Below are 12,440 nucleotides of genomic sequence, written 5' to 3'. Positions count from 1 at the left end.
GTTATGAAAGCTGTACATTTAAACCCCACAGAAACCCGGCCAGAGTATCCTCACCCGAACTGTAACCATGCTGTGTTATAGGCCGCACCAGACGCAGTCTCTGCTCAGGAACAGAGTGAATGAGAGGGTAAAATTGCAGGAACTTTTGCCAGTCTTCTGATGCATGCCGATAACTGGCTGATTTCAGAAAAAAATATGACACTGTTGTTGTTTTTTCTTGAGCGTCATAAAAAATATCTGAAAAAAAATCAGAAGGAAATTCTGTGCTGACATAAGTAGCCAGCATCATACCACATAAAAAATCATCACCGGCTGGTGTCAGACCCCGACCAAGCCCAAGCCCCTGTGCAACACCTGCGGCAATAAGATTTTTATCGCCCAGCCTTAACCCCTGCCGTAAATCTGTGAGGGACCACCCTGCGACTTCCAGGCAAAAGGGATCATTCAGAACAGCAGCCAGATACTCTGAATGTCTCTGAACACAGGCACCGTCATATAAAGCGGCCTCATAGCAAACCCGCTGCTGCCAGTATTGTTCTGTTACAGGGCAATCGGATGCTATTTCAATAGCATCAGAAAGGTTTATGATAAGTTCGTCATTACATATTTTCTGACTGTTACAAAAAATTTCACAGTTATCATCAAAATATACAGGCCATGTTTCAAGGCGCACAGTATAAGGTGTCATACGCTCTGAAACAGGAGAAAAGATAAGCATAGACCGGGCGTCTCCCTCACCCGCAAGCGCATAGACATGCCTGTCAAACCGCGCCAGAACTCTGAGCCGCTGCTTATCATGCCTCAGAGCAGTCATAGCGAAAGACGCAACCGATGAGGCCTGAATAACGCTCATACAGTTTTCAGAGCTTTTTCATCCGGATAAATCCAGGTACCAGCCTCTCCTGCAGCAATCTCTTTAATCTGAGAGAGAGAACCTATTGCGGCACATTTACCCGTTTTGCGCACAAAGTTCACAGCAGCCTCTATTTTAGGTCCCATTGACCCGCGGGAAAAAGCTCCGGTCATAAGCTGTTCGGCAGTTACTTTGTGCAGTAATTTCTGTTGTGGTGTATCATAGTTTTCATAAACACCAGGGACATCGGTTGCGATAACAAACAGGTCAGCGGGAATATGTGCTGCCAGCAGGCTCGAAGCCCGGTCTTTATCAATAACAGCCTCTACCCCCTCCATCCGGTTTTCGCCTGTATCAACAACAGGTATGCCACCACCACCGGCACAAATAACGAGTGTGCCGTTATCAAGCAGCCACCTTATAGGACGATGCCACAAAATGCGTTTTGGCTGTGGGGACGGCATAACACGGCGCCATTTGCGGCCATCCTGACGAAAAACCCAGCCATGGGCTGCGGCCATCTGCTCTGCCTGCGCCTCATCAAACACCGGTCCAACAAATTTGCTGGGGTCAGAAAATTCGGGGTCATCTCTGTCAACCTCCACACGGGTGAGCAATGTGGCAACCGGCACATCATACCCCAGAATATTGCCCAGAGCCTGCTCAAGCATGTAGCCAATCATACCCTCAGTAGCAGCGCCCATCACATCAAAAGGGTAAGGTTCTGCTCCTTTAAAAGCATCGGCCTGCATTGCCAGAAGCCCAACCTGCGGACCATTGCCGTGCGTCAGAATAACCTGATGGGTCCGCGCGACCGGGGCAAGAGACTGCGCAGCCACCCGGGCATTGTTCCATTGTGTTGCCATGCTTAGCGGTTCACCGCGTTGCATCAGGGCGTTACCGCCCAGTGCTATCACCAGTTTCATGATGACCCTTACGTTAAGGAGGTTCTGTCAGAACCGGGAAAGTTCACATAATGCACAATAGTTCGTATATAACAACTCATTTCGATACGTTATCGTTAAGAGTGTAAAAAAAATCATAGCCGGCTATCACAGCTGAGGCCGGGAAACTGCACATTATGCAAACATTTGTTTTTTTCTGAGTGAAACGCGCTATAACGCCTTAGAAATCACCATACCTGAGCTCAGACGTCAGGCCCATCAACCTGCGCCGCCTTTTAGTCGCGCTAAAAAACGGAATGTGTTTGTGAGTAATTCCAGTGCAGCACCAGCTGACAAACCAAAAGGTGTTGTTGGCTCTCTGGCCCACGGCCTGAACATCATTATGGCGTTTAGCAAAGCGCATCCGCGCATGACGCTCTCTCAGGTGTCAGAGAAAACAGGCATGGACCGTGCCGGAGCACGTCGTTATTTGCTGACACTGGTGCATCTGGGCTTCGTTGTGCAGGACGGCAGATTATTTCAGCTCACACCAAAAGTACTTGAACTGGGATACTCTTATCTCTCATCCGTCCCTCTGACGGATAAAGCTCAGTATTACCTCGATCGAATCCGCGATCAGACCGGCTTTCCCGTCGCTCTGGGTGTGAGGGATGAACTCTATGTTGTGCATCTTGCCTCAGCCAACAGTGACGAATTTAACTCCCCCGGGCTCACTATTGGCCGACGCTTTCCCATTGCCTATGCATCAGCCGGTCGCTGTATTCTTGCAATGATGGAAAAAGCTGAGCGTGAAGCTTTACTCAAAGACATTAAGCTGGTGCCTATGTCAGACATGAGTGTTGCGACAATCAGTGCTCTGAACAAGCAGCTCCAGATCATTCGCAAGCAGGGCTATGCATTAGTCGATCAGGAAATGCAGACTGGCATACGCTCACTTGCTGTGCCTGTTTTTAATGCCAGAGGGCAGATTGCCGCAAGTTTTAACACTTTTACCTTCAGCAACCTTGTGCCTGCTGCGCAGCTCATTTCTGACGCTTTACCCGTTATGCAGGCTGCTGCTGAAGAACTTCAGGCGACTCTCATTTAATATCTTCCTTACCCTTGCTCCCCATGTGACGGCAAGGGACTCCTTTTTCCTCTGAAAATGCTAATATTTTCTCACCCGGCGGGGCAAACTTCTGCCGGGATATATGCGCTTACGGTAGTCATATTTTCTCTGTTGTTCAGCGCACCATTCAGAGATTCAATAAAAAAGTTTCGTATTCGACACATTTTCTCTCTTGCAATAAATGCGTAAAATGTTTCAAATTCGCACATATGTTCACATTAAGAACTTTAGCGGAGAGTATAACCTTTGAAACAGCTTCGCGTCGGGGTTCATTACGAACCATCTAATATCGACCCCCATCTGGGCGCTGCAGAGCTGGCCCTGCAAATGACCAATGGTGTTTTTGATACGCTGGTAAATAAAACCACTGATGGTGAGTATCTGCCTGGTCTGGCTGAAAGCTTTCAGATTTCAGAAGACCAGTGCAGCTATATTTTTACCCTGCGTCGCGATGTTCTGTTTCATGATGGCACCGCTTTTACTGCTCATGCCGTTCAGGCCTCGTTTGAGAGGGCTCGTGACCCTGCCAGCAAATCACAGCTGGCAGGCAGTCTGCTGGGCAGCTACAGGTCCTGTCATATTATCAATGATTACTGCCTCGAAATTCTGCTCGACAAACCTTATGCCCTCTTTCTTGATGCTTTAAGTCAGGCATGGCTTGCCCCTATGTCAGTCAAAGCCATGCAGGAAAATGGTCCTGGTTTCATGCGGCACCCCGTTGGGACAGGTCCTTTCATCTTTGACCGCTGGGAGGCCGGAAACTGCCTGGTCATCAGGCGCAACCCGGCTTACGCCTGGGCACCACCAGTGGTAAAAAACCAGGAAACGGCTCATCTTGATGAAATCGTCTTCAAATTTATCGCTGATGATAAAAAACGAAGTGAAGCTTTTGAGAAAAATGAAGTTGATCTGATTTTTGCTGCAAACCCAGGAGATGCAGCTCCTCTGCGCGCGCGCCAGGATACAGATGTAACAGTCTGGCCCATCCGTGGTGTGCCTGTCTGTCTTATGCTCAACATAAAGCGCACCCCCACAGACAGTCTGGCGGTCAGACAGGCTCTCAGCCACGCCATTAACAGAGACGCCCTGGTTACAGAAGTATTTAAAGGAGAATTTACCCGCGCATATGGCCCGGTCTCGCAGTTTACGCTGGGTTATGAACCAGGTGTGGAAACATTTTATCCTTATGATCCAGACAAAGCTGTCACCTTACTTGAACAGGATGGCTGGATTATGCAGGCAGATGGCAGACGTTATAAAAATTCTGTTCCGCTGGAAGTTATTTTTTACGCTTTACCGGTTAATTTCTACCCTGAATTTGGCGATATTATCACGCGCGAACTCGCCCCTCTGGGCATAACAGTCAAAGTAGAACTTTGCTCACCCCCTGCATGGATTCAGGCCGGCATGCAAGGGCTGCACAATATGATCCCACAGGGAAAATATGCCAGCTCATCGCAGCTTCTGGGGTTTGTCTATCATTCCCGCAACAGTGGTGCGGGCGGTTACGGCTGGAGCAAACGCGGCCCTGAAGATTATCCCGAAATTGATACTCTCATTGAGCAGTCTGACACCTGTATCGATAAAGCAGGATATGTCCCTTTATTTAACAAGGTACAGCTTGCGGTTATGCAGGCGGCTCTGGCTGTTCCCCTGCATTGCAATGCTAATATTGTTGCTGCCCGCACAACAGTCAGCGGCCTGACTTTTGATGCCATCGGGGCCTACCCCCTGTTTCATGACACAACCATTCAGAAAAGTGAGGGCTGACTGATGACCTCCCGTATTCTCATTCGCCCGCGTGAATATCATGACTCTGTACGCCTGATGCGTGCTTCAGAAGCTATTCGTCAGGAGAACGGCGTCACTGAAGCCATGACTATGATGGCGACAGTTAATAATAAAAAAATTCTTGATACATCAGGCCTGTTAACTGATGCCGTTAAAGCTGCAAACCCCGATGATCTGATTATCGCTGTTGTCGCAGATACGGAAGAGGCTGCTGAACGCGCCGTTGCCGCAGCTCAGTCTTTCCTGTCACAAAAAGTGCAGAGTGGACAGCAAACACTCCAGCCGCGTTCGGTTGACGCTGCCTGCGCTCTAAACCCGGCCATTAATATGGCCTGCATTTCTTTACCTGGTGTTTATGCGTATCGCGAAGCAAAACGCGCTCTTGAGCTGGGGCTGAACGTCTTTTTATTCAGTGACAATGTCAGTCGCGAAGATGAGCGTAAACTCAAAGAGCTGGCCCAGGAAAAAAACCGCCTGCTTATGGGCCCCGACTGCGGCACAGCCCTGATCAACGGTGTGGGTCTTGGCTTTGCCAATGCTGTGCGCAAGGGAAAAGTTGGTCTTGTTGCGGCATCCGGCACCGGCACCCAGGAGATTTCTTCTCTGCTTGACTGGCTGCACTGTGGTGTAAGCCAGGCCATTGGCACGGGCGGACGCGACCTGCAACACGACATTGGCGGCCTGACAATGTTGCAGGGGCTGGCCATGCTTGCCGCAGATCATGGTACAGATGTTATTGTCGTCACATCAAAGCCACCCAGCCCGGAAATTGCTGAGAAAATTATTGCATTTTGCTCACGTCAGACCAAACCTGTTGTAATTAACTTTATCGGGCAGAGTATAACCGGGCAGAAAGGCAATATTACTTTCACCTCAACCCTGGCCGAAACAGCCCTGACAGCTGCACGCCTGCTTAACCCCTCCTGCGAGCTGCCGCATCTGAGCAGTGCTGACACAAACAAGTTTATGCAAACCGCACGTGCTGCACGCAAACCATCGCAACGTTACCTGCGTGGCTTATATGCTGGTGGTACCCTTTGTTATGAAGCGCTGTTTCTGCTTCGTGAACAACTGGGCGGTATCTACTCCAACCTGGAGCACGGCGCATATGAACTGAAAGACCTCTTTAACAGCAAAGAGCATACCATTATCGATATGGGTGAGGATGCCTATACCGAAGGGCGCGCTCACCCGATGATCGATCCCTCGCTCAGAAATCAGCGTATCCTCAGAGAAGCTCAGGACCCGGATGTGGCACTCCTCCTCCTCGATCTTGTTATCGGCTACGGTGCGCATGAAAACCCGGCTGCACAACTGGCAGAAACCATTACACAAGCCCGCGCCATCACACAGGCAGACGGGCGCGATCTGCCAGTGATTGTTACAATCTGCGGTACAGAAAACGACATACAAAATTATGAAAAACAAGCCGAGCAGCTATGGGCTGCCGGTATTCTTGTCGCAGGCAACAATGCTGAGGCCGTCACACTGGCTGGCCATTATCTGGAGACACTCAATGACTGAGCAGCAACCCTCTCCTTTATTCGGACAAACTCTGAGTGTGGTGAATATCGGCATTGACCTCTTTGCCGAAACACTCAGGCAGCAATCGGTCGATGTTGTACAGGTGCAGTGGAGCCCTCCTGCCACTCAAAATGAAGACCTGATGAACCTGCTCGACTCTCTGCTCTGATTCACTCTCCTCTGTTTGCGGAAAAAAATACCATGTCTGCCCTGAAAACTCTGATTGAAGATGCCAATGCCAAAACGCTTGATATTATTCTGCGAGGCAAACCACGGCTGATTGACGTTGCCCCTGCACTAAACGTAGTGCCTGGTATGACGCCCAACCTGATTATGCACGCAGGGCCTGCTATTGAGTGGGATCGTATGTGCGGCCCCCACAAAAATGGTGTCACCGGGGCTGCCCTGTGGGAAGGACTGGCCAGCACCCCCGAAGAAGCCGACCAGAAAATTCGTAGTGGTGAAATTCTGATCGCCCCATGCCACCATCATGTTTCTGTTGGTGCAGGTGCAGGCATTATCTCAGCCTCCACTCCCATGCTGGTTGTCGAAAATGCAACATTTGGCAATCGCGCCTATAGCTGCATCTCTGAGGGAGGTGGTCTGCGCCTGCTGAAATGGGGAGCGTATGACGAAACTGTCTTTAAAAATCTGACATGGCAGGCGAAAGTTTTTGCTCCTGTGCTGAGTAAAGCACTTCAGGCCTCGGGTCCGATAGATATTCGTAATATTATCTCTCGTGCTGTGGAAATGGGCGATGAATGCCATAACCGCTCTGTCGCGGCGACGGCACAGTTTCTTAAAGAAATGTATGCCTATCTCGTCGCTCTTGATATGCCCGGAGAAGATGTCAAAGCATCAATAAAATTTCTTGTAGAATCAGAGCATTTTCTTCTTCATGCCATTATGGCTGCAGCAAAGGCGATGCTGGTTCCGGCCGAAGGCATTGACTACAGCACGATCGTCACAGCTATGTCGCGCAATGGTGTCGATTTTGGCATTAAGGTCAGTGGTCTGGGCGACCAGTGGTTTACCGCACCAGCCAACCCTGTCACGGGGCTTTTCTTCAGAGCAGAATGGAACGATTCAAACGCAGCTCCTGACCTGGGTGACAGCGCCATCACAGAAGTCATCGGTCTTGGTGGCTTTATTCAGCCAGCGGCTCCGACTGTTACGCAATATGTACAGGGAACGGTGCAGCAGGCCATTGCCAACACGCTCGAGATGCAGGAGATTTGTGCAGCCTCTAACCCTGACGTTCGTATTCCTGCCATGGATTTTGCACCAGGCCCCATTGGCATTGATATTCGTAAAGTGGTGCAGACAGGCATTCTCCCTCTGCTTGATACCGCCATTACTCACAAAGAAGGCGGGTTAATTGGTGCCGGTGAAGTACGTGCACCCATGGGCTGTTTTGAAGCTGCCCTTAAAGCATTTGGTCAAAAAATAGCAGGGGCACAGGCATGACCTCACTCATTGACAAAATTAACGCTGCAAACGAAGAAGCTTTTTCTCGCCTGGTTTCTGCTAAACCGGTGTGGGTCGATGTGCAGCCTGCCCTCAGTGTACTGCCTGGCATGACCCGTCATACAGTACTGCATGCAGGTCCACCCATTGCCTGGCAGAATATGTGCGGCCCGCAAAAAATGGGTGTCGTGCAGGCTGTTCTGCATGAAGGTCTGGCCGCAGATGAGGCTGATGCTGAAGCAATGATCTTGTCAGGGCAGGTTACTGTTGCCCCCTGTCACGAATATGGTGCTGTTGGTGGCATGGCTGGCATTACCTCTGCCTCCAGCCCTATGGCTGTTGTGTATGATAGTGTGCATGATCGCTATGGTTATTCACAGCTCTTTCAGGGGCCGGCCTCAGGCCTGCAAAACCGCGACGACTATAACCGCGAAGCCCGCAAACGCTGGACCTGGCTTGAAACCGTGCTTGGCCCGGTGGTGGGCAAAGCTGTTCGCAGCACACAGGGCATTCCGGTTAAACCTATGATTGCCCGCGCCCTTGAAATGGGCGATGAGTGCCACAACCGCAACAGCGGCGGCAGCCTGGTTATTCTTAACGCTCTCATTCTGCCACTTTATGAAACCTGCACAGACCCCGCTCTGCTGCATGAGGTGCTCGACTACCTGAAAGTAAACGAGCAGTTCTCACTCTGCCTTTCAATGGCGGCAGGTAAAGCCATGACAGATGCCACAAAAAATATCCCCTACAGCACAATGGTCTCTGCCATGTGTCGTAACGGTGTTGAGTTTGGCATTAAAGTCAGTGGTCTGGGTGAACAGTGGTTCACCGCCCCTGCCAGCCGGATTGAAGGATTATTCTTCTCCTCTGAATGGAGCGATGCCGATGCTGTGCCCGACATTGGCGACAGCAGCATTATGGAAACGATTGGTCTTGGCGGGCATGTTCAGGCTGCAGCACCGGTGCTGCAGCAATTTGTTAATGGCTCATTTGCCCGTGCAACATCGGTAGTGGAGAGCATGCAGCTGATTACACTGGGTCAGGTTACTGAGTTTAAAATTCCGAATATGAATTTTACCGGTGCACCTACAGGCATTGATATTCGCAAAGTAGTGCAGGCAAACCTGACACCTGTCATTGATACTGCCATTGCTCATAAAAAAGGTGGTGTCATCGGTGCCGGGCAAACCCGCGCACCCTTTGACTGTTTTGCTCATGCGCTGCGGGCTTTCAGCGCACGCTATATGCAACAAAGTCAGTAAAAAAGAATGTCCCGCTTCTTTCCTGCAAAGAAGCGGGCAGGAGATCAGGCGCAGCGCAGACGAAAACGCGTCATTTCTGATGGCACACCAAGACGCAGTGCAAAACCTGGCCATAACCCTGTACCGTTACTGACATAAAGCGTCATCCCGCCAATCTGATAACGACGGGAGACAAACCCGTTATTACCTCGCGCAACAAGCCAGGACAATAAAGGTAACATACCGCCATGAGTGTGCCCTGAAAGCTGAAGAGCCACACCCCGCTCTGCAGCATTGTGCGCTTCACCAGGCTGATGATCGAGCAAAATAACAGGGGCATCAGCAGGTTTTCCGGCCAGAGCTGCCTCAGGGTCGGGGCCAGCTAAATGATGCCCGGATGCAGAGCGGTCTGTCACACCGGCAATCACAAGCCGGGCGTCACCACGCTTTACGGTATCATGGCTGTTTAAAAGCATCTTAAACCCAAGGGATGATAAATGCTTCATCCACGCATCATAATCAAAAAAATACTCATGGTTGCCAGGTACAGCGAGCACACCATCAGGCGCACTGAGATTTGAAAGTGGTGCAATATCATCACGGCGCATGGCAACAGAGCCATCAATAAAATCACCTGTAATGACTATCATATCTGCCTGAGCTGCATTTGCACGCTCTGTAACTGCCTCTGTCCATGTGCGAGGAAAAAGCCGGCTGATATGCAGATCACTCAGCTGAAGGAGCGTATAACCGTCAAATGCCTTATCCAGCCCAGGGATAACAACTGTTACATCTTCAACCGGTGGCACACGCAAAGCATTTACCAGAGCAAACGCCGCCAGAAAACCAGCAAATCCTCCGGCAGCTATACGTACCACCGGAGGAATATGTAGCCACGGCCCTTTAACTACAGCAGCGACCACTACACCACCATCAAGCAACAGCTGAAACAGAAAGAGAAATACAAGTGTGCCAAAGCCCCAGTTAAACAATATAACAACCGGGCGCGGAAACTCAGGGGCAAACACGGAGCCTGAAGAACAGCGACACCAGAAATGATACAGCGCTGCCACGATAATCAGCACTGCGCACCCCGGTTTCACCAGCAAAGGCAATGGTAGCGGAAGCAGCCAGTCAGCAATGACAAACAACGGTAAAAACATAAAAATAAGCATGCGCACAGCTTCTGTTCCTTCGCTGAGATCACGCACGACACTCAGCGTCACACGTCGAAGATACTTCTCTGTTACACAATTTTGCTCATAAACCGAATGACATCTGCTGAGTGACCTTTACCCGGGATAAAACTCAGACAACACCTGCCCAGCTATTGCGCCGCCAGTCACTCACCGCAAAAGGTTCCCCTCCGGCCTCCACACCGGCACAGGCAACGGCTCCGAAACACAAAGCTCCCGATGGCCGCAGAGCAATATCATGCCCCAGAGCCCGCAACGCTGCTTCTGACGGATGTCCGTCCTCAACCAGAAGCTGTCCGCCTTCACTACGCCAGCGCGGGGCCGCCACAGCCGAAGCAATATCTTCTCCGCGCCGCATCATCCGGTCAATCACCTGCAGTAATGTCTGCACCTGCCCGTCAGCCCCTGGTGTTGCCAGTGCCATCACCCCATTTTGTGAACGCACCATAGCCGGGGCCAGTGTATGCACAGGCCTGCGTCCTGCTGCCCAGCTATTTGCGCCTGAGGTAAACCCGCCGGCTCTGTTGTTGAGCATAATCCCCAGCTCAGGCACCAGCAGACAGGAGCCAAAATCATCAAACACGCTCACAAGGGATGATACCACCATGCCATGACAATCCGCGACAGAAACACCGGCTGTATGCAGGTAAGCACGAGGGCCACCCCGCCGTGATGCACGGTCAGGATCTGCCTGCAACGCTACATCAAGAAGGGCTGCCCCCTCAGCTGCACGGTCACGATAAGCGAAGGAGGCCTCTGTCAGTTCAATCGCAATATGATCAGCCTGCATGTCTGTCTCAGGTGACCAGCGACTAAAATTCTTCAAAGCCATGCCGAGCAACACACCCTGTGCAGGGGGCGGCTGCACCAGCACCGTTGCTTCCCCCAGGCGGATAGCGAGTGGCTGCATGATGTCTGTCTGATGGGCAGAAAGGTCGTGCTCATCCAGGGCGCCACCATATGCAGCAACACGACGCGCCACGTCTGCTGCATAATCTGTGGCATAAAAACACTCAGGCCCCCGCTCAGCAAAACGCCGCAGTACAGATGCAAGTTCGGGCTGCACCCAAAGCTGCCCGGCTTTCAGGCTCATCAGTGGCCAGATGCTGCTCCCGTTACGTTCCAGCCTGGGCGTATGCGCCTTAACGACCTGAGCAAGAGACTCTGAGAGCACAATCCCATCTTCAGCCAGGCGAATAGCCTTCTCAAAAATAATAGCAAATGGCAGCCGGCCCCAGCGGGCATGCATGCGCGCCCAGGCACCAGCAATACCAGGCACGGTGATGCTGTTAGCCCCTTCATCAGTGCAGCGTGTCGCTTTAGCCGGAAAAGCCCCGGCCCCGCTAACGGCAAATGTCTGCTCGCCCTCTGCAACGAGTGCAAATAAATCACCGCCAATGCCGCAGGCATCAGGTGCGACAACGCACAAAACAGCCTGTGCCGCAATGGCGGCATCTGCCGCACTGCCGCCACGTGACAGGACATCCTGCGCAGCGGATACGGCAAGCGGATGCGCCGCAGACACAGCCCCTGCCGGACCGGAAATAACCGGTCTGACAGGCGATGAAAAACCATCAGCAATATGCCAGTGCCTGTATGTCATGTCTAAACCGCCGTATACCCGCCATCAACCACAAAGGAGGTGCCCGCCATATAGCGACCGCCCGCAGCAGCCAGAAGCAGAATAAGTGCTGCAACCTCATCTGGTGTGCCATGTCGCCCGAGCGGAATTTGCTTATCAATCACCTTACGTTTTTCATCAGGGTCATGCTGATAAGACCAGAATGGATCATTAAAAGGGGTCTCGATCCAGCCAGGCAGCACGCAGTTAATACGAATACCCTGAGGCGCAAGCTCTGCGGTCAGACTACGGGCAAGACCAGGTAAAGCCGCTTTGGTCGCCTGATAGGCAGACATACCGGCATGCCCTCTGATCGCCCCGGTTGAAGACGTAAACACCACGCTCGCATTGTCAGACATGGCCAGATAAGGCGCTGCCGCCTGAGTAAAGAAAAACGGCATTTTGAGATTAAGGGCCACGGTGCGGTCCCACATCTCCTCTGTCCAGTCTGCCAGAGAAGCAGAGACCATAAGCGCTGCGGTAATAATTACCGTATCAACTCCGCCAAACTGCTTGACAGCCAGAGCTACAGCCTCCTGCGGGACAGCAGGGTCAGACAGATCACGCTGAAGAAACAGACATTCCCCGTTGCTCTCTTCATCAACCACGCTCCGGGCCTCAGCCCGGTGGTCAATCAGGACAACATTATCGCCCTGTTCGCGAAATTTTCTGACACAGGCGCGACCTATACCTGTAGCACCACCTGCTACAATCACTGTTGCCATGGTGTGTGT

Annotated in this window: 11 protein-coding genes; 6 read left to right on the top strand and 5 right to left on the bottom strand. The window is 51.6% G+C overall.

Features of this window, described 5'->3' with window-relative positions:
* Position 1 precedes the first annotated feature (1 nt).
* Together HK25_RS00780 and arcC are read right to left on the bottom strand one after the other, a co-directional pair.
* Entirely contained in the window at positions 2 to 853 is an 852-nt protein-coding gene (locus HK25_RS00780) for a DUF2877 domain-containing protein (RefSeq protein WP_086634978.1), read from the bottom strand.
* The gene (gene arcC, locus HK25_RS00775) at positions 850 to 1,779 is read right to left on the bottom strand and encodes a carbamate kinase (protein ID WP_086634977.1); all 930 of its coding nucleotides are present in this window, start codon (positions 1,777 to 1,779) and stop codon (positions 850 to 852) included. The genes HK25_RS00780 and arcC overlap by 4 nt, the downstream gene beginning before the upstream one ends.
* A gap of 283 nt (positions 1,780 to 2,062) precedes the next feature.
* On the opposite strand from arcC, the gene HK25_RS00770 reads away from it, so the two are divergent.
* From HK25_RS00770 to HK25_RS00750, 6 genes are all read left to right on the top strand, one after another.
* Positions 2,063 to 2,845 carry an IclR family transcriptional regulator C-terminal domain-containing protein gene (locus tag HK25_RS00770; protein WP_233127544.1) on the top strand — a complete coding sequence of 261 codons (783 nt, stop codon included), beginning with the start codon at positions 2,063 to 2,065 and terminating at the stop codon, positions 2,843 to 2,845.
* A gap of 267 nt (positions 2,846 to 3,112) precedes the next feature.
* On the top strand, positions 3,113 to 4,636 hold the full coding sequence (locus tag HK25_RS00765) for an ABC transporter substrate-binding protein (protein ID WP_233127541.1): 1,524 nt from the start codon (positions 3,113 to 3,115) through the stop codon (positions 4,634 to 4,636).
* A 3-nt stretch (positions 4,637 to 4,639) separates the two neighbouring features.
* Entirely contained in the window at positions 4,640 to 6,181 is a 1,542-nt protein-coding gene (gene fdrA, locus HK25_RS00760) for an acyl-CoA synthetase FdrA (protein WP_086634976.1), read from the top strand.
* The gene (locus HK25_RS13225) at positions 6,174 to 6,350 is read left to right on the top strand and encodes a hypothetical protein (protein WP_198943238.1); all 177 of its coding nucleotides are present in this window, start codon (positions 6,174 to 6,176) and stop codon (positions 6,348 to 6,350) included. Before fdrA ends, HK25_RS13225 begins: the two co-directional genes overlap by 8 nt.
* A gap of 32 nt (positions 6,351 to 6,382) precedes the next feature.
* A complete protein-coding gene (locus HK25_RS00755; protein WP_086634975.1) occupies positions 6,383 to 7,648 on the top strand; it encodes a DUF1116 domain-containing protein in 1,266 nt (421 codons plus the stop codon).
* A complete protein-coding gene (locus tag HK25_RS00750; protein WP_086634974.1) occupies positions 7,645 to 8,910 on the top strand; it encodes a DUF1116 domain-containing protein in 1,266 nt (421 codons plus the stop codon). Before HK25_RS00755 ends, HK25_RS00750 begins: the two co-directional genes overlap by 4 nt.
* Positions 8,911 to 8,954: 44 nt before the next feature.
* Here the strand turns inward: HK25_RS00750 and HK25_RS00745 are convergent, their stop codons facing one another.
* From HK25_RS00745 to HK25_RS00735, 3 genes are all read right to left on the bottom strand, one after another.
* Entirely contained in the window at positions 8,955 to 10,064 is a 1,110-nt protein-coding gene (locus HK25_RS00745) for a metallophosphoesterase (RefSeq protein ID WP_086634992.1), read from the bottom strand.
* Positions 10,065 to 10,197: 133 nt separating this feature from the next.
* Positions 10,198 to 11,688 (bottom strand): gamma-glutamyltransferase, encoded by a 1,491-nt coding sequence (locus HK25_RS00740; RefSeq protein WP_086634973.1) that lies wholly within the window; start codon positions 11,686 to 11,688, stop codon positions 10,198 to 10,200.
* Positions 11,689 to 11,690: 2 nt separating this feature from the next.
* The gene (locus tag HK25_RS00735) at positions 11,691 to 12,431 is read right to left on the bottom strand and encodes an SDR family NAD(P)-dependent oxidoreductase (protein ID WP_086554702.1); all 741 of its coding nucleotides are present in this window, start codon (positions 12,429 to 12,431) and stop codon (positions 11,691 to 11,693) included.
* Positions 12,432 to 12,440 lie beyond the last annotated feature (9 nt).

This window comes from Acetobacter sp. DsW_059 (assembly GCF_002153695.1).
Taxonomy (GTDB): Bacteria; Pseudomonadota; Alphaproteobacteria; order Acetobacterales; family Acetobacteraceae; genus Acetobacter; species Acetobacter thailandicus.
This window is presented reverse-complemented; position numbering and strand designations above follow the sequence as displayed.

Bases quoted from the DNA above. Each gene is read 5' to 3' on its own strand.
- HK25_RS00780 (WP_086634978.1), bottom strand. From the start codon at position 853: ATGAGCGTTATTCAGGCCTCATCGGTTGCGTCTTTCGCTATGACTGCT.
- arcC (WP_086634977.1), bottom strand. From the start codon at position 1,779: ATGAAACTGGTGATAGCACTGGGCGGTAACGCCCTGATGCAACGCGGT.
- fdrA (WP_086634976.1), top strand. From the start codon at position 4,640: ATGACCTCCCGTATTCTCATTCGCCCGCGTGAATATCATGACTCTGTA.
- HK25_RS13225 (WP_198943238.1), top strand. From the start codon at position 6,174: ATGACTGAGCAGCAACCCTCTCCTTTATTCGGACAAACTCTGAGTGTG.
- HK25_RS00755 (WP_086634975.1), top strand. From the start codon at position 6,383: ATGTCTGCCCTGAAAACTCTGATTGAAGATGCCAATGCCAAAACGCTT.
- HK25_RS00750 (WP_086634974.1), top strand. From the start codon at position 7,645: ATGACCTCACTCATTGACAAAATTAACGCTGCAAACGAAGAAGCTTTT.
- HK25_RS00745 (WP_086634992.1), bottom strand. From the start codon at position 10,064: ATGCTTATTTTTATGTTTTTACCGTTGTTTGTCATTGCTGACTGGCTG.
- HK25_RS00740 (WP_086634973.1), bottom strand. From the start codon at position 11,688: ATGACATACAGGCACTGGCATATTGCTGATGGTTTTTCATCGCCTGTC.
- HK25_RS00735 (WP_086554702.1), bottom strand. From the start codon at position 12,431: ATGGCAACAGTGATTGTAGCAGGTGGTGCTACAGGTATAGGTCGCGCC.